At 51.6% G+C, this 21042-nt stretch carries 18 protein-coding genes; all 18 read right to left on the bottom strand.

The window, feature by feature from the left end; translation table 11 throughout:
• Positions 1-14: 14 nt before the first annotated feature.
• The 18 genes from dnaK to pyrH all read right to left on the bottom strand — a co-directional run bounded on the left by dnaK (position 15) and on the right by pyrH (position 21026).
• Entirely contained in the window at positions 15-1859 is a 1845-nt protein-coding gene (dnaK, locus tag DS743_RS04960) for a molecular chaperone DnaK (RefSeq protein ID WP_003615406.1), read from the bottom strand.
• A 59-nt stretch (positions 1860-1918) separates the two neighbouring features.
• Positions 1919-2536: a nucleotide exchange factor GrpE gene (gene grpE, locus DS743_RS04955; RefSeq protein WP_035184619.1), complete on the bottom strand. Its 618-nt coding sequence runs from the start codon at positions 2534-2536 to the stop codon at positions 1919-1921.
• Positions 2537-2547: 11 nt separating this feature from the next.
• Positions 2548-3591: a heat-inducible transcriptional repressor HrcA gene (gene hrcA / locus DS743_RS04950; RefSeq protein WP_035184620.1), complete on the bottom strand. Its 1044-nt coding sequence runs from the start codon at positions 3589-3591 to the stop codon at positions 2548-2550.
• A gap of 135 nt (positions 3592-3726) precedes the next feature.
• Positions 3727-4668: a riboflavin biosynthesis protein RibF gene (ribF, locus tag DS743_RS04945; protein ID WP_141372422.1), complete on the bottom strand. Its 942-nt coding sequence runs from the start codon at positions 4666-4668 to the stop codon at positions 3727-3729.
• A 14-nt stretch (positions 4669-4682) separates the two neighbouring features.
• Positions 4683-5579: a tRNA pseudouridine(55) synthase TruB gene (truB, locus tag DS743_RS04940; RefSeq protein ID WP_035184622.1), complete on the bottom strand. Its 897-nt coding sequence runs from the start codon at positions 5577-5579 to the stop codon at positions 4683-4685.
• 50 nt (positions 5580-5629) lie between these two features.
• Positions 5630-5992, bottom strand: coding sequence for a ribosome-binding factor A (locus tag DS743_RS04935; protein ID WP_002876717.1), 363 nt, complete (start codon positions 5990-5992; stop codon positions 5630-5632).
• Positions 5993-6004: 12 nt separating this feature from the next.
• Positions 6005-8482, bottom strand: a complete 2478-nt coding sequence (gene infB, locus DS743_RS04930) for a translation initiation factor IF-2 (RefSeq protein ID WP_013439807.1) — start codon at positions 8480-8482, stop codon at positions 6005-6007.
• 4 nt (positions 8483-8486) lie between these two features.
• Positions 8487-8771, bottom strand: coding sequence for a L7Ae/L30e/S12e/Gadd45 family ribosomal protein (locus tag DS743_RS04925; RefSeq protein WP_002876720.1), 285 nt, complete (start codon positions 8769-8771; stop codon positions 8487-8489).
• Positions 8772-8797: 26 nt separating this feature from the next.
• Positions 8798-9097 carry an RNase P modulator RnpM gene (gene rnpM / locus DS743_RS04920; RefSeq protein WP_002876722.1) on the bottom strand — a complete coding sequence of 100 codons (300 nt, stop codon included), beginning with the start codon at positions 9095-9097 and terminating at the stop codon, positions 8798-8800.
• A 9-nt stretch (positions 9098-9106) separates the two neighbouring features.
• Entirely contained in the window at positions 9107-10258 is a 1152-nt protein-coding gene (gene nusA / locus DS743_RS04915; protein WP_002876724.1) for a transcription termination factor NusA, read from the bottom strand.
• A gap of 19 nt (positions 10259-10277) precedes the next feature.
• On the bottom strand, positions 10278-10754 hold the full coding sequence (gene rimP / locus DS743_RS04910; protein WP_002876725.1) for a ribosome maturation factor RimP: 477 nt from the start codon (positions 10752-10754) through the stop codon (positions 10278-10280).
• A 108-nt stretch (positions 10755-10862) separates the two neighbouring features.
• On the bottom strand, positions 10863-15200 hold the full coding sequence (locus tag DS743_RS04905) for a PolC-type DNA polymerase III (RefSeq protein WP_072544174.1): 4338 nt from the start codon (positions 15198-15200) through the stop codon (positions 10863-10865).
• Between the two features lie 12 nt (positions 15201-15212).
• Complete coding sequence (locus DS743_RS04900) at positions 15213-16910, bottom strand: proline--tRNA ligase (RefSeq protein ID WP_013439809.1); 1698 nt, start codon at positions 16908-16910, stop codon at positions 15213-15215.
• Between the two features lie 39 nt (positions 16911-16949).
• Positions 16950-18197 (bottom strand): RIP metalloprotease RseP, encoded by a 1248-nt coding sequence (gene rseP / locus DS743_RS04895; RefSeq protein ID WP_035184625.1) that lies wholly within the window; start codon positions 18195-18197, stop codon positions 16950-16952.
• A 9-nt stretch (positions 18198-18206) separates the two neighbouring features.
• Positions 18207-19004 (bottom strand): phosphatidate cytidylyltransferase, encoded by a 798-nt coding sequence (locus DS743_RS04890; protein ID WP_002876734.1) that lies wholly within the window; start codon positions 19002-19004, stop codon positions 18207-18209.
• A 5-nt stretch (positions 19005-19009) separates the two neighbouring features.
• A complete protein-coding gene (uppS, locus tag DS743_RS04885; protein WP_003615440.1) occupies positions 19010-19741 on the bottom strand; it encodes an undecaprenyl pyrophosphate synthase in 732 nt (243 codons plus the stop codon).
• Between the two features lie 2 nt (positions 19742-19743).
• The gene (frr, locus tag DS743_RS04880) at positions 19744-20301 is read right to left on the bottom strand and encodes a ribosome recycling factor (RefSeq protein WP_013439811.1); all 558 of its coding nucleotides are present in this window, start codon (positions 20299-20301) and stop codon (positions 19744-19746) included.
• Positions 20301-21026: a UMP kinase gene (gene pyrH / locus DS743_RS04875; RefSeq protein WP_002876740.1), complete on the bottom strand. Its 726-nt coding sequence runs from the start codon at positions 21024-21026 to the stop codon at positions 20301-20303. The genes frr and pyrH overlap by 1 nt, the downstream gene beginning before the upstream one ends.
• Positions 21027-21042: the final 16 nt, after the last annotated feature.

Raw genomic sequence — 21042 nt, 5'->3', positions numbered from 1 at the left:
TGATTATAGTCGCTTTACTTGTCTGGGTCTACCTTGGTGAAGTCGCCGTCAACCGTGTCGCCGTTTGCGCCATTTGAACCATCGTCAGTTGGGCCTGCTTGACCGCCTTGACCTTGCTGGTTTTGGGCGTTTTGCTGGTAGAGCTTGACAGCCAGGTCTTGGGCAACCTTGCTCAAAGCGTCCTTCTTTTCCTTCATTTCGTCCAGGTTGTTGTCCTTTTGGGCCTTCTTCAGGTCTTCCAGGGCATCCTTAACTGGTTGAATGTCGCTGTCTGCGAGTTTGCCGTCAACTTCCTTCAAAGTCTTTTCGGTTTGGAAGATCAAGCCGTCAACTTCGTTTCTAAGGTCAACTTCTTCCTTCTTCTTGGCGTCTTCTTCAGCGTGTTCTTCAGCTTCCTTCTTCATTCTTTCGATTTCTTCGTCTGACAGGCCGGAAGCTGATTGGATGGTGATCTTTTGTTCCTTGCCAGTCCCCAGGTCCTTGGCTGAAACGTTAACGATACCGTTCTTGTCGATGTCGAAGGTAACTTGGATTTGTGGCACGCCACGTGGAGCAGCTGGAATGTCAGTCAGTTCGAAGCGACCCAAAGTCTTGTTGTCAGCTGCCATTGGCCGTTCACCTTGCAAAACGTGGATGTCAACAGCTGGTTGGTTGTCAACGGCAGTTGAGAAGATTTGGCTCTTGGAAGTTGGGATGGTGGTGTTTCTGTCGATCAGCTTGGTGAAGACCCCGCCCTTGGTTTCGATACCCAGGGAAAGCGGAGTAACGTCAAGCAAAACGATGTCCTTAACGTCACCGGAGATAACCCCACCTTGGATTGCGGCACCCAAAGCAACGGCTTCGTCTGGGTTGATTGAGTGGTCTGGTTCCTTGCCGGCCCATTGCTTTACAGCTTCTTGAACAGCTGGAATCCGAGTTGAACCACCGTTCAAGATAACCTTGTCGATGTCGCCAACTGACAGGCCAGCGTCACGCAGGGCGTTGTCAAATGGAATCTTGGTTCTTTGCACTAAGTCATCAGTCAGTTCGTTGAACTTAGCCCGAGTAAGATCTGCTTCCAAGTGCAGAGGACCTGCTTCACCAGCGGAGATGAAAGGAAGGGAGATGTGGGTTGAAGATACGCCTGACAAGTCCTTCTTGGCCTTTTCAGCCGCGTCCTTCAAACGTTGCATTGCCATCTTGTCCTTGGACAAGTCAATGCCGTTTTCTTGCTTGAAGCCGTCAACCAGCCAGTCGATGATCTTGTTATCAAAGTCGTCCCCACCCAAGTGAGTGTCACCGTTGGTTGACAGAACTTGGAAGACACCGTCACCTAATTGCAGGACGGAAACGTCGAAAGTACCACCACCAAGGTCGTAAACCAGAACAGTTTCGTCGTCTTCATCCTTGTCCAAGCCGTAGGCCAGGGCTGAAGCAGTTGGTTCGTTGATGATCCGTTGCACGTTCAAGCCCGCGATCTTGCCGGCGTCCTTGGTTGCTTGCCGTTGCGCGTCGTTGAAGTAGGCTGGAACAGTGATAACCGCGTCAGTAACTGGTTCACCAAGGTAGTCTTCTGAGAACTTCTTGATGTATTGCAGGATCATGGCTGAAATTTCCTGCGGGGTGTAAGCCTTGTCGCCAACCTTAACCTTGTAGTCACTTTCGCCCATATGCCGCTTGATGGAAACGATGGTGTTCGGGTTGGTGATGGCTTGCCGCTTGGCAACTTCACCGACTTGAATTTCGCCGTCCTTGAAGGCAACTACTGAGGGGGTAGTTCTAGCGCCTTCCGGGTTGGTAATAATCTTTGGTTCCTTGCCTTCCAAAACCGCAACTGCTGAGTTGGTGGTACCTAAGTCAATCCCAATAACTTTAGACATTATCTTTTTATCTCCTTTTATTTATTTTTGCTTGTTTATTGCTTTGTTAAAAAATTGCCTTACTGGGCAACGACAACCATGGCTGGCCGCAGGACACGATCCTTGTAGACGTAACCCTTTTGCAGGACCTGAACGACATAGCCTTTTTGCTCATCATTTTCAGCTGGTACGCTTTGGACCGCCTGGTGCAATGTCGGATCAAACTTTTCGCCGTCAGCCTTGATTTCTTCAATGCCGTTGTCCTTCAAGGCTCTGACCAGGCCTTCCAGGGTCATTTCGATCCCCTTCTTCAGCTGTCTGGAAGCCTCGTCGTCGGCCTTGACCTGCAGAGCCCTTTCCAAGTTGTCCACGCTGGACAGGATATCCTTGCCCAGACGCTGGGACTCGTACTTGACCAGGTTGGCTCTTTCCTTGCTGTAGCGGCGCTGGGCGTTTTGAATCTCAGCTTGGCTGCGCAAGTACTTGTCTTCCAGATCCTTGTTCTTCTGGGTCAAAGCGGCAACTTCAGCCTTGAGCTGATCCAGTTCTACATCAGCTGGCTTGGCCGCTTCTTCTTTGTCATCTTTTACCTTTTTGTCATCTTTTACGCCGGCCTTGTCAGCTTCAGCTGCCTTGGCTTGCTTTTCCTGGTCTTCTTGCGGCAAATCTTTCTCACTTGGAAATTCTTCTTTGCTCACGACAAACCTCCTTATTTAAATCTGCCATAGTAATCTAACAACTTGCGGGCCAGTTCCTGGCGGAAGTATTCCATCAAGCCGATCATTTCCGAGTAAGGCATATGTCTCGGCCCCAGCAGGGCGATCGTCCCCCGCCCGTAGCGGCCAACACTGTATTCAGCCATTACCAGGCTGAAATCCTTCAGCAAGTCGTTCTCTAGTTCCGCTCCTAAGCGGACATAAACTGGGTAATGGCTGGGACTGTCGCTCAGATCGATCAGTTCTCCAGCCAGAGAGCTGGAATTGATCAGTTCATATAGCGACTTGATGGCTTTTAAATCGCTGTTTTCAGTATTGTTGAGCAGGTTCAGCTGACCGTCAACATACATCTGCTCGCTTGCCGCGTCCTTAATGACGGCTTCAAGCAATTCCAGAAATTCCGGGGCATTCTTGCCCACGATCTGGCTGCTGGACAGCTGCTCAAAGGTCTGCTTGTTGATTTCGCTTAAATTCTTGCCAACCAGCTGGTCATTGATCAAGCGGACCGCCCGTTCAACTTCGTCCCCTGAGATGTGCCGCGGCAAGGTGTAGAGCTGGTTCTTGACGCTGCCATCGCTGGTTACCAGAATAGCCATGACCTGCCGGGGAGCCAGGGGCACGATTCTGAAGCCAGTGATGCTGACATTCTTGGCTTCCGGCCCTTCTGCAAAGGCCGTGTAGTCAGTCAAGTCTGACAGGATCTTGGCGGCTTCTTTGACGATTTCGTCCACTTGGTTGAACGGCTGATCAAACTGGTAGCCAATTTGATTGTACATTTCTTCCGGCAGCTGCAGCGGCTGCACCAAATTGTCCAGGTAATAGCGATAGCCCTCAGTCGATGGCACCCGGCCACTGGAGGAGTGAGTCTTTTCAATCAAGCCATGCTCTTCCAGAACCGCCATCTCGTTGCGGATTGTCGCGCTGGACACTTTAATCGACAATTGATTCATGACTGTCTTTGAGCCAACCGGCTCATGCGTCTTGGTAAAATCTTGAATAATTGTCTTTAGAATAAGTTCTTGACGTTCGGTCAACATAACATCGCCCTCACTTTTAGCACTTACAACTTTCATGTGCTAACATGGCATAGATTAACAAGAAATTAGCAGTTAGTCAAGGAGAATGCTAAAAAATCCCGCAAAAAAACGGTCTTGCTTAAAAGACCGTTCTTATTACTGCTCAATCAGTGAACTAAAATAGTTTTCACTAGCGACTTGGTCCAGCTTCAGCTGCTCGCTTAAAGCCGCCATGTCGGCAAACTTTTCTTCCCCGCGCAAGTATTTGTACCAGGCGATGGTGATTTGCTGGCCGTAAATGTCCTGGTCAAAATCAAAGATGTTGGATTCGATGTAAATCTTCTTCTCATCATTGAAAGTGACATTGTAGCCGACACTGGTCATTGACTGATACCATCTGTCCCCTACTTGGGTCATGGTCGCGTAGACTCCGATTTTCGGCAAAACTTTTGGCCAGTCCAGCTCTAAATTCGCGGTTGGGAAGCCCAGCTTGTGGCCGTTTCTGAAGCCGTGGACGACCTTGCCACTGGTCAAATACGGGTGGCCCAGAAGTTCTGTGGCCAAGCGGAGATTGCCGCTTTTAACAGCCTGGCGGATTTCAGTTGAACCGATTTTTTTCCCGGCAAAGATCTGCTTTGGAACCACCTTGATGTCAAAGCGACTCTTGGCAAAGACCGGCAGATTTTCCATATTGGCCACGTCCTTTGGGCCGTAGCTGTAGTCAAAGCCGGCTACCACCGTGTCTGCTTTCAGGCCCATGATGATCTCATCAACGAATGCCTGGGGAGCCAGGTGGCTGAACTCCGGCGTAAACTTGAGAATCACCAGGTAGTCGACCCCGATCTTGGACATTTCGTAGGCCTTTTCCTCCGGTGTGTTCAAGTACTCAAAGTCCTTAACTCCGGCATAGACCTCCTTGGGGTGGCGGTCAAAGGTCAGCACCATCAATGGTAGATCCTTCTCCACTGCAATTATCCTGGCTTCCTTGATCAACTTCTGGTGGCCGATATGAACTCCATCAAAAAAGCCCAGGGCCAGCACAACCTTGCCGGCCGTCAGCTCTTTCTTGAACGGATAGCTTAGATTTATCACTTTCAAACTTAATCCCTCAATTACTCATTACTTAAAAGCATTAAGTCCGGACAGTAGAGACCTTGTCCCTTGGCCCGGTAAATCGCTTTAACTGTTTTATTATACCGCAAAGCGACCTTGTCTGCATCAAGAGGGAGTTTGATCCAGGCCCCGTTTTTAACCTGCTGCCATAAGGCGGCATCTAAATCAACTTGCTGGTAGTCAGCGAAAAAGCTGTCGATTGGCTGAATATAATCTTCAGCGTGGTTCAAATTATCCGCCAGTTCTTCCAAAGTAACCGCGTCTTGGAGCTTGTAACCAGAACTGGCCGTCCGCCGCAGTTTGGTCATCACTGCCGGCAGGCCCAGTTCTTCGCCTAAGTCGTTAACCAGGCTGCGGACATAGGTCCCCTTAGAGCATTCAACTTCATAAGTAAAAGTCTGCCGGCCCTTCTCTGGGTCGAACTGACTTGGCTCCGTCAAGTCGTAGCGGAAAACCTGGACAGTCCGCTTGGGCCGCTCAACTGGGATCCCTTCTCTGGCGTATTCGTAGAGCCGCTTGCCATTTACCCTGACGGCAGAATAAATCGGCGGCTGCTGGACGATTTCCCCGGTAAACTTTTCCATTGCTGCTTTGATGGCCTGGTCACTGACTGGCTGAGACAAGGCTCTTTCCGCCAAAATCTTCCCCTCCAGGTCATAAGAGTCCGTGGCCAGGCCCAGCATCCCTTCACCAACATAAGCCTTTGGCCGCTCATGCATCAGCTCGATCAGTTTGGTTGCCTGACCCAAAGCAATTGGCAAAACTCCGGTGACTTCCGGGTCCAGGGTTCCGGCATGGCCGATCTTTTTTTGCTTTAAGAGTCGGCGCAGCTTATAAACCACATCCCCGCTAGTCATCCCTGCTGCCTTGTCGATTACGATAATTCCATTGAACATCTTTTTCTCCTCTTCTATAAACGCAAAAAAGCGCCCGAAGGCGCTTTTTACTAGTTTTGGCGATCTTGTTCCTGCTTCTTCAAGTCAGCAAGCAAACGGTCGATCTTGCTGCCGTAGATCACGGACTGGTCCCGCTTGAAAATCAGTTCTGGAACCTTGTACATGGTCAAGCTCTGGCCGAGCAAGTGTCGCATGGTTCCCTTAGCCTTTTCCAAGCCGGCTTCCGCTTCCTTTTGCGCCTGTTCATCTTCAGTCAGCAAACTGTAGTAGACAGTCGCGTATGAAAAATCATTGCTGCACTCCACGGCGGTAAAAGTCACGTTGCTGACCCGGGGATCGCGGATGTTCTTGCGGATGATCTTAGTCAGTTCCCGCAAGATTTCGCCTTCAACCCGTCCTTTTCTGTGCTTCATTTCAGCCTCCTGTTAACCTGGCTTAACTTCCTGCATTTCGTAGGCTTCCAGTTCGTCGCCTTCCTTGATGTCGTTGAAGTTTTCAATGGTCAAACCACAGTCAAAGCCTGCCTTGACTTCCTTGACGTCGTCCTTGAACCGGCGCAGTGAGGCAACCTTGCCGTCGTACTTGACCACGCCGTCTCTGATGACCCGGATGCCTGATTCTCTGGTCACGTAACCGTTGTCGACAAAGGCACCGGCGATGGTCCCGATCTTGGAGACCTTCCAAGTTTCGCGGACAGTAAGGTTACCGATAACCTTTTCTTCGTAAGTTGGTTCCAGCATCCCTTGCATAGCGGCCTTAACGTCATCGATCGCCTTGTAGATGATACTGTAAAGGCGGATATCGACGCCTTCTTGGGCAGCCTGGCTCTTGGCCGTAGCCGTTGGCCGGACGTTGAAACCGATGATTAAGGCGTTTGAAGCGCTGGCCAGGGTAACGTCACTTTCATTGATGGCCCCGACACCGGAGTGGATAATGTTAACCCGAACGCCTTCAACGTCAATCTTTTGGAGGGATTGAGCCAAGGCTTCGGCAGACCCTTGCACGTCAGCCTTCAAAACGATGTCAACGGACTTCATGCTTTCCCGCTTCATTGTGTCAAAGAGGTTGTCCAGAGTAACGTGCTGTACGTTTTCCCGCTGCTTTTGCAGGGATTGCTGTGCCCGGGCTTCACCAACCGCGCGGGCAGTCTTTTCATCGGCAAAGACAACCAGCTTGTCGGCAGATTCCGGCACGTCGTTCAAACCAGTAATTTCAACGGGCATTGATGGCGTAGCCTTCTTGACCTGGTGGCCCTTGTCGTTGGTCATCGTCCGAACCCGGCCGAAGGTGTCACCAACAACGATTGGGTCACCGACCCGCAGGGTACCCTGCTGGATCAAAACGTCGGCAACTGGCCCCTTGCCCCGGGACAGACGGGCTTCAATAACCGTACCGATCGCCTTTTGCTTCGGGTCAGCCTTCAGTTCCAGCATATCGGCTTCAAGGATGATGTTTTCCAAAAGTTCATCAATCCCCATCCCGGTCTTGGCTGAGATGTTGACGAAGATAGTTGAGCCGCCGTAGTTTTCCGGAATCAGTTCATACTGCATCAATTGTTCAGTAACGTGGGCAGGGTTGGCGCCTGGCCGGTCCATCTTGTTGATGGCCACAATGATTGGCACGCCCGCGCTCTTGGCGTGGTCGATGGCTTCGATAGTCTGCGGCATAACCCCGTCGTCAGCGGCAACGATCAAAACGACAATGTCGGTGATTTCCGCCCCGCGGGCCCGCATGCTTGAGAAGGCCGCGTGACCTGGAGTGTCCAGGAAGGTGATCAAACGGTCGTTGATCCGGACCTGGTAGGCCCCGATGTTCTGGGTGATCCCGCCGGCTTCGTGTTCAGAAACCCGAGTGTGACGCAGACGGTCCAGTAAGGTAGTCTTACCATGGTCGACGTGACCCATGATAGTTACGACTGGCGGACGGACAACCTGGTTTTCAGAGTTCTTGGACTCTTCCATTTCCTGGGCAAAAATATTGTCGATGTCGGAAATGTCTTCATGGACCTTTTCAACAGCTTCGATGCCGTAGTCAGCAGCCAGCAGTTCAATGGTGCCCTTGTCCAAAGACTGGTTCTGGTTGATCATGATCCCCAGCATGAAGAGCTTCTTCACGATTTCAGCTGGTTCCCGGTGGAGGATCTTGCCCAGGTCTTGGGCGTTCATGCCAACTTCGTATTCAAAGCTTTCTGGAAGTGGACGGTCCTTTCTTTGGGTAACCTGCTTCTTAACTTGCGGAGCACTTTGGTGCTTCTTGTTCTTGCGCTTGCGCTGTTGACTGCGGTCGCTATTTGCCCCTCTGCCTTGGTTAGCGTAAGAGTTTTGCCCCTTGCGGCCTGGCTTGCCACTCTTTCTGCGGCGGCCTTCCTTGTTTTCCGGCATTGGCGCTTCAGTGAAGCTTGGCCGAGAACTTGGCCGGCGAGAAGATGAAGGCTTGGCAGCAGGCTTTTCACTGTTTGCCTGGTTTTGCTTCAAGCGGGCTGGGGATGGCTTCAAGATCTTTGGCCCACGGACCTTTGGTGCTTCAGCTGCGGTTTCAGCAGGCTTTTCGGCACTTTCGACCTTCTTGACAACCGGCTTGCTTTCGCTGGCCTCAGCCTTGTTCAAGGACTTCTTGTATTCATGCTTAGCAGCCTTGCTTTCCTGGTCCAGACGGGCTTCGTCAGCCCGCTGCTTTTGCTTGAGGTCCTTCAGCAAATCCTGGGCAGCTGGCCGGCGGCGCTTGCTGTGGTCGTTAGAGTGGTTGTTAGCCCGGCGGCGGGTGTTTGATCTCTTGCCCTCAGTCTTCTTTTCGCCCTTGCGAATAGCACTGACTGAAATCTTTAATTTACCAGACTTGCCGCTGGTTTTCTTGTTATCCATGCCCAATTCCTTTGAAGTTTCGTTTTCTTGTTTCTTGGTCATTAGATCACACTCCTTCTTTAATCTTATCCAGCAAGGTTTTCGCAAAACCACGATCTGTTAATGCCAAAACTTTGCGTTTCTTACCTACAGCCTGACTGAGTTCAGCTTCCGTAAAGACGTCGACCAATGGCGTTGGGTGGGCCTTTACAGCAGCTTCAATCTTGCCGCGGCTGTTTTCTGCTAAATCATTCGCGATGATAATGCACTTAAGCTTGCCCTTCTTCAATTTGGCCAAAACGATGTCCGTGCCCGAAACGGTCTTCCCCGCCCGGGTAGCCAAACCAAGCAAATTTAAGGCTTTCTCTCGGTTGTTAATTATTTTTGATCACCAAATAATTCTTTTCTTGCCTTCTGGTGGTCCACGTAAGCGAAGAGCTCGTCGTAAAATTCATCGGCTACCTTCACGCCCAAACTGCGTTCCAGCACCTTTGACTTTCGGGCGGCAGCGATCTTCTCAGGTTTTAAGGAAACATAAGCGCCGCGGCCCGGCTTCTTGCCGCTTGGATCAACAGAAACATTCTTTTCCTTGTCAACGACGATTCTGACCAAATCCTTCTTCGGCTGCATCGTATCGGTCAACAAGTCCTTCCGCATGGGGATTTTTCTTTTTTTCAAGGAAATCACCTATTCTTCATCGTCAAGATCCAGGTCTTCTGCTTCTTCAGCTTCTGTTTGCTGGAGATCTTGATCTTCTGCTACTTCAGTTTCATCTTCTACTTCGCTTTCGTCAACAAATTCGACTTCGGATTCTGGCCGGATGTCGATCTTGTAGCCAGTCAAGCGGGCGGCCAGGCGGACGTTTTGCCCTTTCTTGCCGATAGCCAGGGAAAGCTGGTAGTCCGGCACGATCACGAAGGCTTTCCTTTCATCGTCTTCGTCTTCAAACTGGACAGCGATGACTTCGGCCGGGTTCAAGGCATTGGCGATGTAGTCAGATGGGTCTTCTTCGTACTGCACGATGTCGATATTTTCCCCGCCCAGTTCGTTGACCACGTTCTGCACCCGGCTGCCGCGTGGGCCAACACAGGTACCAACCGGGTCGATGTTCGGGTCGTTGGACTTAACGGCAATCTTGGTTCTTTCGCCGGCTTCCCGGGCGATGGAGATGATTTCAACGGTCCCGTCAAAGATTTCCGGCACTTCTTGTTCAAAAAGCCGCTTAACGACATCCGGAGCGGTCCGGGAAACCCGGATTTGGGCTCCCTTGCCGTCAGCACCGACCTTGGTGACCAGGACGCGGACCCTGTCTTGCGGGTTGTAGTGTTCACCTGGAATAGTGTCACGCTTGATGTCCATAACTGCCTCAACATTGCCGATGTTGACGTAAACGAAACGGTTGTCAGTTCTTTCTACTGTCCCGGTGACCAGTTCATCTTCGTATTGGGAGTATTCGTTGACGATGTGGGCATTTTCCGCTTCCCGCAGGCGCTGCATTACGACCTGCTTAGCCGTAGCTGCCGCAGTCCGACCGAAGTCCTTTGGGGTAACTTCGAACTTGATCGTGTCGCCGACTTCGTATGCCCGGTTGATGGCCAGGGCATCCTTTAAGCTGACTTCCACCCGGTCGTCTTGCACTTCGTCAACCACCGTCTTCAAAGCCATGACCTTAAAATCGCCCTTCTTTTCATTAAAGTCGATTTCGACATTTTCCGCTAGGCCGTAGTTCTTCTTGTAGGCAGCGGCCAAAGCAGCCTTCATGGCTTCAACGATAACGTCTTGTTTGATACCCTTGGTCTTTTCCAAGACGTCAAAGGCTTCCAGCATTTCTTTTGACATAAGTTTTGGATCACTCTTTCTAAAATTCGATTGCAAAACGGGCGCTGGCGATCTGCTTGCGCGGAATAGTCAGCTGCTTGCGCCGGGTCTTGATCTTAATTTCCAGTTTAATCTCCTGGTCGTCCAGGTCAAGCAAATGACCTTCAAAGACCTTCTCGCCCTCCAATTTCTGGTAGAGGCCGACATGGATGTACTGGCCCTTGGCCTTCTCCCAGTCCTGCTCCTTCTTGATCGGTCTTTCCAGGCCCGGTGAGGATAGTTCCAAAATATACGGGTCTGGCAGCGGATCTGGCTGCATTGAGTCCAATTTTTCTCCAACCAACTCACTCAGCTCCGCAATCGTTTCGATGTCAATCCCGTTTGGCTGCTTGTCAACGTAGATTCGCAGATAGTATTGACTCTTTTCCTTGACGTATTCCAAATCAACAAGTTCACAGTCATGACCGATAATGACCGGTTCGATTGCTTCCAGGATAGGTGTTAAGTTTTTTGGCAAAATTTTCCTCCGTAATAAAAAGAGTGAGCATCGCTGCTCACTCGAATTTACCATATTCGATCTAAAAAAATTATAACAGAAATTTTCCCACTTGTAAATAAGAAGCTCTTAGAAGAGGGAAAGTTGGTTCTGGTCAGGCATCCCCTCTAAGACATTGTTGTTTTCAAAGAAGTCCATGATCTTCTGGGAAACCTTGCCACGAACCTGCAGGTCTTCCTTTGACAAAAATGGCGCTTCACTTCGGGCAGCCACGATCTGCTTGGCCGCGGAGTCACCTAAGCCGTCAACGGCGTTAAACGGTGCCAGAATGGTGTGCTTGTCCACGATCTTGTAAGTCGTAGCTTCAGACTCGTTGATGTCGACCATCTTGAAGTTGATCCCCCGCTCAATGGCTTCGTTGACCAGTTCCATGTAGGTCTGCAGGTCCTTTTCCAGCTTGGTCGCTGCCGTCCCTTTTTCCTTGATCCGGTTGATCAAGGCCACAACCGTGTTCTTGCCCCGGCTCATGGCTTCCAGGTCGACCTTGTCGGCTCTGACTGAGAAGTAGGCGGCATAGTAGATCTCTGGATAGTAGACCTTGAACCAGGCCACCCGGAGAGCCATCAAGATGTAGGCGGCCGCGTGGGCCTTCGGGAACATGTACTTGATCTTCAAGCAAGACGGAATATACCAGTCAGGAATGTTCTTATTTTCCTTTAAGACGGCCATGTTCTCATCAGAAATCCCCTTCCCCTTCCGGACAGTTTCCATGGTTGAAAAGGCAACTTCTTCCTTAACTCCCCAGCGGATCAAGTCAGTCATGATGTTGTCCCGGCAGCCGATCACGCTCTTTAACTTGCAAGTGCCGTTGTTGATCAGTTCCTCGGCATTGCCTAGCCAGACGTCCGTCCCGTGTGACAGGCCGGAAATCTGCAAAAGCTCGGCAAAGGTCGACGGCTTGGTCTCTTCCAGCATACCCCGGACAAAGGGGGTCCCGAATTCCGGCAGGCCCAGGGTCCCGGTCTTGGAATTGATCTGCTCTGGAGTAACGCCTAGGGCTTCCGGGCTGGAGAAAAGGGACATGACCTTAGGGTCATCAGTTGGAATCGTCAAAGGATCAATCCCGGACAAGTCCTGCAGCATTCTGATCATGGTCGGGTCCTGGTGACCCAGGATGTCGAACTTCAAGAGGTTGTCGTGGATCTGGTGGAAGTCAAAGTGGGTCGTCTTCCATTCCTTGGAGATATCGTCTGAGGGATACTGCAGGGGAGTCAGTTCATAGATGTCCTTATCATCCGGCAAAACGACGATCCCGGCCGGGTGCTGGCCGGTCGTGGCCTTGACCCCGGTAACCCCGATGGCCAGGCGGTCAACTTCCGCGTTGTTCATCTTGATTTCCGGGTGCTCGTCTTGATAGTGCTTGGCATAGCCAATCGCCTTTTTATCGGCCAGGGTACCTACGGTGCCGGCCTTAAAGGAGTGGTTTGGCCCAAACATAACTCTGATGAAATTATGGGCAACTGGCTGGTAGTCACCAGAGAAGTTCAAGTCGATGTCGGGCACCTTGTCACCATGGAAGCCCAGGAAGGTTTCAAATGGGATGTTCTGCCCGTCTTTAACCATCATGACCTGGCAGTCAGGACACTTTTTATCCGGCAGGTCAAAACCGGAGGCGTATTCGCCGTTTTCAAAAAATTCTGACTGCTTGCACTTCGGGCAGCGGTAGTGAGGCGGCATAGGGTTGATTTCAGTGATACCCATCATGGTGGCAACCAGGCTGGAACCAACGGAACCCCGGGAGCCAACCAAGTAGCCGTCCTTAACTGACTTGGCCACCAGCATCTGGGAAATCAGGTAAACAACCCCGTAGCCGTTACCGATAATGGCATCCAGCTCCCGGTCCAGACGGGCCTGGATATTGTCCGGCAAAGGATCACCATAAAGTTCGTGGGCCTTGTCATAGGTCAGCTTGCGTACCCGTTCAGCCGTATGCGGGATCTTTGGCGGGAAGCTTTCGTCTTGGACCGGCTGCACTCCCTCATCGATCATGGCATTGATCTTGTTCGGGTTGCTAATGACCACTTCTTTAGCAATGTCTTCGCCCATGAAGCTGAATTCATCCAGCATCTCCTGGGTGGTATAGAAGTGCAAGTCAGGGTGCTGCTTGTTGCGGTTTGGGTTACCCCTTTGAGCAGCCAGCAATACGTCCCGGTAGATGGCTTCATGCTTGTCAATGTAGTGGGCATCGCTAGTTGCCACGACCGGCTTGTTCAGCTCCTTGCCCAGCTTGTAAATATTGGTCAGAATTTCTTCCAGCTGGGCTTCATCAGCAATCAAGCCATCGGCAATTAAGCTGGAGTAGTTTGACGGCGGCTGGATTTCCAAAAAGTCGTAGAATTCCGCCTTCTTTTTGGCTTCTTCATAGCCCTTCTGCATCATGGCAATAAAGACCTCCCCCTGGCTGCAGGCAGACCCGTACAAAAGGCCGGCGTGCAGGCGGCGGAGTTCTGACTTAGGGGTTCTCAGCCCCTTGAAGTTGTATTTGATCCCGGCCAGGGAGACCAGTTCATATAAATTCCGCAGGCCTGGCTTTTGGTTCTGGGCTAAGACCGTAATATGGGTCGGCCGGGCCCGCTTGTAGCCTTCCCCGTTGCTGTAGTCGTTCATCTTGCCCAGGTCATCTTCCTGGTACTTGTCGTTAAAGGCATCCAAAAGCTTGAACATCAGGTAGCCGGTTGCTTCAGCGTCCTGGTTGGCCCGGTGGTGGTGCTCCAGGGCCACATTGTACTTGCGGCAAAGCGAATCCAGAGTGTGACGGGACTGTTCCGGGTGCAGGAGGCGGGAAACTTCCAAAGTGTCGACGACCGGCTGGCTGATTTCCGGATAACCGCAGCGCTTCAAGGCCGCATTAACAAAGCCCACGTCAAACTGGACATTGTGCCCGCAGAGCGGGTCATTGCCGTAAAAGTCCATGAACTGCTTAATTACGACAGCTTCGTCGTCAGCCGCCTGGACCATCTCGTCCGTAATTGAAGTCAAGTTAATCGTAGTTTCAGACAATGGATGGTGAGGGTTGATGAACTTGTCAAAGCGGTCGATAACTTCACCGTTTTTCATCTTGACCGCCCCGATTTCGATAATCGTATCGTAAACAGAAGACAGACCGGTCGTTTCAACGTCGAAAATGACGAATTCCTGGTCTTCATACTTCATGCTGGCGGGGTTTAAAACCAGCAGGCCGTGGTCTTCAACCATGTTGGCCTCCAGGCCCATGATGACCTTCATCCCGGTCTTTTTGCCCGCTTCAAAAGCATTCGGCAGGGCCTGCAGGCCAGCATGGTCAGTGATGGCGACGGCCGGCTGACCGAACTTCTTGGCTGTCTTGATGATGTCTGCTACATCGCTAGTCGCGTCCAGCTGACTCATGTTGGTGTGGACGTGCAATTCCACATGCTTTTCTTCACCTTGGTAGGCTTCTTGCCGGCCCACGTGCTCGGTTAATTCCATGCTGTAGATGTTGAAGATCAAGTCATGGGCATACTGGTCATCCTTAAGGCTGCCCTGCATGCGGATCCAGACACCAGGCTTAATGCCTTTCAAATATTCGATTTCTTCCTTGTCGGAATCACGGACGAACTTCTTAAAAGAAATAGAACCGGTATAGTCAGTCATTTCCCCGTAAAAAATAAAGGAGCCCGACCGCAGTTCCTGCATTTCCGCTTTGAAGACATGGCCTTCGACAACCGCGCTGCGCTGGTCTTCTGACAAGTCTTTCAACTGGGTAATCTCTGCCTTGTCGCTGATGGCGCCTGGGCCAAAACTGGTCTTCTTCCCCCGCCGGCCCTGGTAGCTGGGCCGGGGAGCTGGCTTTGGCTTGACCGGGGCCTGCTGGAAGGCTTCCTGCATGTTCTTCTCATGGGCTTCCACCAGCTGGGCCAGGCTTTCAAAGTCGCTTTGCCCGCCCTGGTCAGTAACTTCCGTCAAAAGCTTGACGTTAAAGAAGCCGTAATCGCGCAGCTCTAAAGAGAAGCTGTCCAAGAGCCGCTGCTCCAGAATCTTGTCAAAAAGCTGGCCATTGATTGGAATAACCCAGCGGCCACTATCTTCATGGGGCGCCTGCCCGACCAGGAAGTTCTGGGCTGCCGGATTGGCGGACAAGACTTCTGAATTTTCAACCGCGTACTGCCAGTAGTCTGGCAGGTATTGCTGCTGGCCATCAGCCGTTTCAACTATGAGCCGAGTATCAACAAAGTCATTAAATTCATGCTTAATTGCCTGGTTCAAGGCATTGTAGCTTTCAAAACGCAGTGGAGTAGTAAAAAAAACGTGGATATCCCATCTACGTTCTTTTCTGTAGACATCCACGTTTTTTATCTCCCCTGCCTGTAAAACCGCTTCGTCAGCTCCCCCTGCCGAAAAGCCGACTTGTTTTAACAATTTGAGAAAAAGTTGGTTTTTATCAGTCACGAGAGTTCAATCCTAATCTAATTCGTTGGCAATAAAGTCTTCCAAGTCGGCAACGGCCAGCTTTTGTGCCTGGTCGTCGCCTGGACGCTTGACTTCAACGATCCCGTCAGCCGCGTCGCGGCCAACAGTAATTCTGATTGGCGCGCCAACCAGGTCAGCATCGTTGAACTTGACGCCTGGCCGTTCGTTACGGTCGTCATAAAGGACGTCATACTTGGCAAACTTGGCTTCCAGGTCTTCGGCCAGCTTGCTTTGGATTTCATCCTTCATCTTCATCTGGATGATGTGAATCCCGAATGGCGCGATTTCCTTTGGCCAGGCAACCCCATTTTCAGTCGCGTGCTGTTCAACGACGGCTGAAAGCAGGCGGGTAACCCCAATCCCGTATGAGCCCATGATGACTGGCTGGGACTTGCCGTTCTGGTCCAGGAACTTGGCCCCCATGGTTTCCGTGTAGTAGGTCCCCAGCTTGAAGATATGACCAACTTCAATTGAGGTAGTAAACTTGAGCGGTTCATGGTCAACCGGGTCAGGTTCGCCTTCGTTGGCAACCCGGAGGTCAGCAAAGCGGTCAGCCTTGAAGTCCCGGTCCAAGTTAGCGTTGATGAATTGAGCATCGCTTTCGCCAGCACCAACGACCACGTTATAGAGGCCCTTGACAGTTTCGTCAGCCACGATTTCGTCAGCCCAGTCAGCATTTACCGGGCCAACGCCGCCCTTTCCGGCCCCGGTCAGTTCTTCCAGGTCGCTAGTTTCAGCAACCCGCAGGCTGTCGCAGTCCAAGAGGTGAGTCAGCTTGACTTCGTTGACTTCCTTGTCAGCCCGGATCAAAACCAGAACCTTCTTCTTTTCATCAACGATGTAGAGGACGCTCTTGACAATTCTGGTGGCTGGCACTTGCAAGAATTCTGCCAGCTTGTCAATGGAGTCGCAGCCTGGAGTAGCAACCTTTTCCATCGCCTTCAGTTCTTCAGGCTCTTGCTTGAAGGTATCAACGCTGACGGCCATTTCCAAGTTAGCGGCGTAGGTACCGGAAGCGTTGGTTGCAATAGTGTCTTCACCAACAGCGGCAGGTGCCTGGAACTCAATAGAGTTCTTGCCCCCCATAGTCCCGGAGTCAGCGATAACTGGCCGGACTTCAACGCCTGTGCGCTTGAAGATCTTGAGGTAGGCTGCCTTTTCATTATCAAACTGCTTGTCCAGCTGTTCTTGGCTGGCCGCGAAGCTGTAGCCGTCCAGCATTACAAATTCTCTGCCCCGGAGAAGACCGAAACGTGGCCGGTTTTCATCCCGGAACTTGGTTTGAATCTGGTAAAGGTGCAGGGGCATTTGCTTGTAAGACTTGAGGCTCTTAGCCACCACGTCAGTGAAGGTTTCTTCGTGGGTTGGCCCCAGCAGCATTTCCCGGCCATGCCGGTCCTTCAGACGGAACATTTCCGGGCCATACTTTGGCAGACGGCCTGATTCTTCCCACATTGAAGATGGCAGCATGTGCGGCATGATCATTTCAACGACGCCGGCATTAGCCATTTCTTCTTCAATGATCTTTTCAGTCTTGCGCAAGACCTTGTAACCCAGCGGCAGGTATGAGTAGACACCAGCCGTAACCTGCCGGATGTATCCGCCCCGCAGCATTACTTGGTGGCTCTTTGCAACCGCGTCGGCTGGAGTTTCCTTCAGCGTCGGCATGAAAAAGATTGATTGACGCATAATTAATTAAATTCTCCTAAACATTTATTATTTCAAGGACTACTTGATAAAGTAGCGGTAGATGTCGTTGCCAGTTACGGCGATAATCAAAATCAGCAAGAAGACCACTCCGATCAAGTCAACGACTGTCTCATGCTCCTCTGGAATCGGCTTGCCCCGCAGGAGCTCGATGAGTTCCAGCAAAAGCTTGCCCCCGTCCAGACCTGGAATTGGGATCAAGTTGACGATCCCCAGGTTGATGGACAGCATGCCAACAAAGGCCAGCATGTAGGTCAGACCCATGGAAGTTGCCTTTGAAGTTTCCGAGTAGATCCCGACTGGGCCAGACAATTTGTTTAAGCTGAAGTGCTTGAACAAGTTGCCCAGGGCCTGGAAGATCATTCCTGTTACCTGCCAGCTCAAGTCCCAGCCCCGCTTCAGCTTAGCGGAAAATGAGTTGTCGGCCTTAGCCACAATGCCAACCAGGTATGACTTGGTCTTCTTTGAGTACTTTGGCGTCAGCTGGACTGACTTTTCGCTTCCCTGCCGCTTGACCTTGACCGTCAGGGTCTTACCCTTAGAAGAGTCAATCGCCTGGCTGACCTGGTCAAAAGTATTAATCTTCCGGCCGTTGATGGCCACGATCCGGTCGCCTTTTTGCAAAACGTGCTGGGCCGGGGAGTTTGCCGCTACCTGGCCCACGGTCGTTGTTGCCGGGCCAACTGAAGCAAAGCTGTAGATCATCAAGACCACAAAGCCCAAAACAACATTCATAAACGGTCCGGCAAAAGAGGTTGCCAGTTTCTTCCATGGTTTGGCTGCCGGCAGCTGCACGTCCCGGGGGGTAATCTGCAGCTCGGTGCCTGTGTCGTCGATCATGGTCGCGTCATGGTCGACCTTGTAGGTCACCAGCTGGCTCTCATCGCCATTTTCATACCCTGCAATGGTCAGGTCATCAACCAGATCGGCCTTAGTCACCCGCAAGGGACGGCCTTCGATCGGCAGGTCTGATTCTGAAGCATCGATTCGCGTAACAATTCCAGCCTCATTCAGTTCCAAGACAACTGCCGTCCCCGGGTCGATTTCACTCTGCTCGTCAGGACCAGCCAGGCGGACATAGCCGCCCAGCGGCAGCCAGCGGATGGTATAAGTCGTTTGACCAGGCCGCCACTGAACCAATTTTGGCCCCATGCCGATTGAAAACTCGCGCACCAAAATACCGGCCTTTTTCGCCACGAAAAAGTGCCCGAATTCGTGGACAAAGACCACCAGGCCAAAAACTATAATGAAGGCTAGAATACTTTTCACAGCGACCTCCTAAATTCCAAAGATCAAGGCAACGATTGGCAAAACGAAAAGCGTGCTGTCAAACCGGTCCAGGATCCCGCCGTGGCCCGGCAGGATCTTGCCGGAGTCCTTAACCCCGTAGAAGCGCTTGTAGGCTGATTCAACCAGGTCGCCCATCTGGCCGGCGATTGACAGGAAGAAGGAAGCAATGATCAAGCTGGTCTTGTCGCCGCCGACTGGAGCCAGGTTGACATAAATTGCCGTCACGATAACCGCGATGATCACGGCCCCGATTGACCCTTCCCAAGTCTTGTTCGGGCTGATTACTGGCCAAAGCTTGTGCTTGCCGAACTTGCGGCCAACCATATAGGCAGCCGTGTCAGTAGTCCAGACAATCACGAAGGCAAAGAGCAAGCGCCACAAACCATGGACTGGATCGCTGTTTCTGATCGCAGCCAGGTAGTGGAAACCAGTCCCGATGTACAAACTTGACAGGACGTAAACGCCGATATCGTCAAAAGTCGTCTTGTTCTTAGACAGAACCGTCCAGGTCAAAAGAATCATTACGAAGGCATAGAAGACGCCCCACTTGCTCCAGTTTTTTGGCAAAAAGCCAAAGAAGGAGTTGGGCACGGTCCAGGTCAAGGTGGCCAGGGCAGCCAGGGTAAAGCCAACTGAGACCAGGATCTGCTTCTTCATCAAGAAGACTTCACTGATGCCGACGGCAGCTAAAAAGGCAGCCAGCCAGTCAATCCACATGCCCCCGGCAACCAGGACCGGGATAAAAATCAATAAAGCAACAACTGCTGTAATTACTCTTTGTTTCATATTACCTAACCATCTGTTTCATCTAATTTACCAAAGCGCCGATCCCGGTGCTGGTAGATCTTAACCATTTCGGCCAAGTCGTTTTCGTCGAAGTCCGGCCAGGCCTTGTCCGTAAAGGCAAGCTCTGAGTAAGCAATCTGCCAGAGCAGGAAGTTGCTGATTCTCTGCTCGCCAGATGTTCTGATCAAGAGGTCTGGATCAGAATAAGGGGCAAACTTGGCGGTCATCAGCTTGGCGGAGACCATGTCTTCAGTAATTTCTTCCGGCGTGATTTCCCCGCTGGCGGCCTCTTTTGCCAGAGCCTGCACGGCTGAAACAATTTCTTTTCTTGACCCGTAATTAAAAGCAAAGTTCAAAACCAGACCGGTATTGGCCGCGGTTTCCGCCATGGCCCGCTCAACCACTTCCCTGGTTGATTCCGGCAGGGCATCCAGATAGCCCATGATGTTGACCTTAACATTGTGGGCCTGCAGGCGGGGCATGAACTTGTCAAAGAACTTGACCGGCAGGTTCATCAAATAATTGACCTCATCCTTGGGCCGGGCCCAGTTTTCCGTCGAAAAAGCATAAAGAGTCAGGACTTTAATTCCCAACTCATCTGCCGCGAGCGCAATCTTTTCAACGTTGTCCATCCCGGCCTTGTGGCCCATGAAGCGCGGCATTTTCCGCTTCTTTGCCCAGCGGCCATTGCCGTCCATGATGATCGCCAAATGATTCAGCTGCTTATTCTTATCCATAATTAACCCTGAGTGATTTCCTTGCGCTTGTTGTCAGCCATCTGGTCAATCTTCTTGGTTGATTCGTCAGTAATCTTCTGGACTTCCTTTTCCAGGCGCCGTTCTTCGTCTTCAGTGATTTCGCCGTCTTTTTCCTGCTTCTTCAAAGCCTTCATGGCTTCCTGGCGGACATTGCGGACAGCAATCTTGGCTTCTTCAGCCAGCTTGCCGACTTCCTTGGCAATTTCCTGCCGCCGTTCCCCGGTCAGTTGCGGGATAACCAGGCGGATGACGTTACCGTCGTTAGCTGGCGTAAGGCCCAGGTCTGAAGCCAAAATGGCGTGTTCAATATCGTTCAAAGAAGTCTTGTCATATGGAGTGATTACCAAAACCCGTGGTTCTGGAATGGTGATCCCGGCCATTTGCACCAGCGGAGTTGGTACCCCGTAGTATTCAACCATCACCCGGTCCAAAAGGGAGGCGTTGGCTACCCCGGCCCGGACAGTTGCCAGATTGCTCTGGTAGACTTCGATCGACTTGTTCATGTTGCTCTTGGCTTTAGCAATCGTTTCGTTGTTCATTACTTGTCACCTCTGATAATCGTCCCGATGTTTTCGCCTTCAACTACCCGCTTGATATTGCCTGGAGTGTTGACGTTGAAGACGATCAATGGAATATGAGTGTCCATGGACAAGGAGCTGGCAGTTCTGTCCATAACTTGCAGGCCCTTGGAGATCATGTCCAGCTGGGTCAGTTCAGCAAACTTCTTGGCACTTGGGTCCAGGTTCGGGTCAGCAGTGTAAACCCCGTCAACCCCGTTCTTGGCCATCAAGATCACGTCAGCGTTAATTTCCGCTGCCCGCAAAGCAGCCGTGGTGTCAGTTGAGAAGTATGGGTTGCCAGTGCCGCCGCCGAAGATAACGACCCGGTTCTTTTCCATGTGGCTGATTGCGACCCGGCGGATGTAAGGTTCAGCTACCTGCCGCATGGAGATTGAGGTTTGCAGTCTGGTCTGCACGCCAGCAGTTTCCAGGCCATCTTGCAGGGCCAGGCCATTCATGATCGTGGCCAGCATGCCCATGTAGTCAGCTTGAGCTCTTTCCATGCCCAGCTTGGCCCCGGTTTCCCCGCGCCACATATTGCCGCCGCCGCAGACGACGCCGATTTGCACGCCCATTTCATGAACCAGCTTGATTTCGTGCGCCAATTTCTTGATCACAGTTGGGTCAATGCCAGTTCCCTTTTCCCCGGCCAAAGCTTCGCCGGAAATTTTCAAAATGATACGATTATATTTAACTTGACTCATAATGCCCTCCTAATTA

Origin of the sequence: Lactobacillus leichmannii (genome assembly GCF_024701915.1) — a bacterium.
Classification (GTDB): Bacteria; Bacillota; Bacilli; order Lactobacillales; family Lactobacillaceae; genus Lactobacillus; species Lactobacillus delbrueckii.
The sequence above is the reverse complement of the archived record's forward strand: the minus strand, read 5'-3'. Positions and strand labels throughout refer to the sequence as shown.

Excerpts from the sequence above, each read along its gene's own strand:
- truB (WP_035184622.1), bottom strand. The coding sequence starts at position 5,579 with ATGTTCAATGGAATTATCGTAATCGACAAGGCAGCAGGGATGACTAGC.
- DS743_RS04900 (WP_013439809.1), bottom strand. The coding sequence starts at position 16,910 with ATGCGTCAATCAATCTTTTTCATGCCGACGCTGAAGGAAACTCCAGCC.
- DS743_RS04890 (WP_002876734.1), bottom strand. The coding sequence starts at position 19,004 with ATGAAACAAAGAGTAATTACAGCAGTTGTTGCTTTATTGATTTTTATC.
- infB (WP_013439807.1), bottom strand. The coding sequence starts at position 8,482 with ATGACCAAGAAACAAGAAAACGAAACTTCAAAGGAATTGGGCATGGAT.
- hrcA (WP_035184620.1), bottom strand. The coding sequence starts at position 3,591 with ATGTTGACCGAACGTCAAGAACTTATTCTAAAGACAATTATTCAAGAT.
- uppS (WP_003615440.1), bottom strand. The coding sequence starts at position 19,741 with ATGGATAAGAATAAGCAGCTGAATCATTTGGCGATCATCATGGACGGC.
- DS743_RS04935 (WP_002876717.1), bottom strand. The coding sequence starts at position 5,992 with ATGAAGCACAGAAAAGGACGGGTTGAAGGCGAAATCTTGCGGGAACTG.
- nusA (WP_002876724.1), bottom strand. The coding sequence starts at position 10,258 with ATGTCAAAAGAAATGCTGGAAGCCTTTGACGTCTTGGAAAAGACCAAG.
- frr (WP_013439811.1), bottom strand. The coding sequence starts at position 20,301 with ATGAACAACGAAACGATTGCTAAAGCCAAGAGCAACATGAACAAGTCG.
- pyrH (WP_002876740.1), bottom strand. The coding sequence starts at position 21,026 with ATGAGTCAAGTTAAATATAATCGTATCATTTTGAAAATTTCCGGCGAA.
- dnaK (WP_003615406.1), bottom strand. The coding sequence starts at position 1,859 with ATGTCTAAAGTTATTGGGATTGACTTAGGTACCACCAACTCAGCAGTT.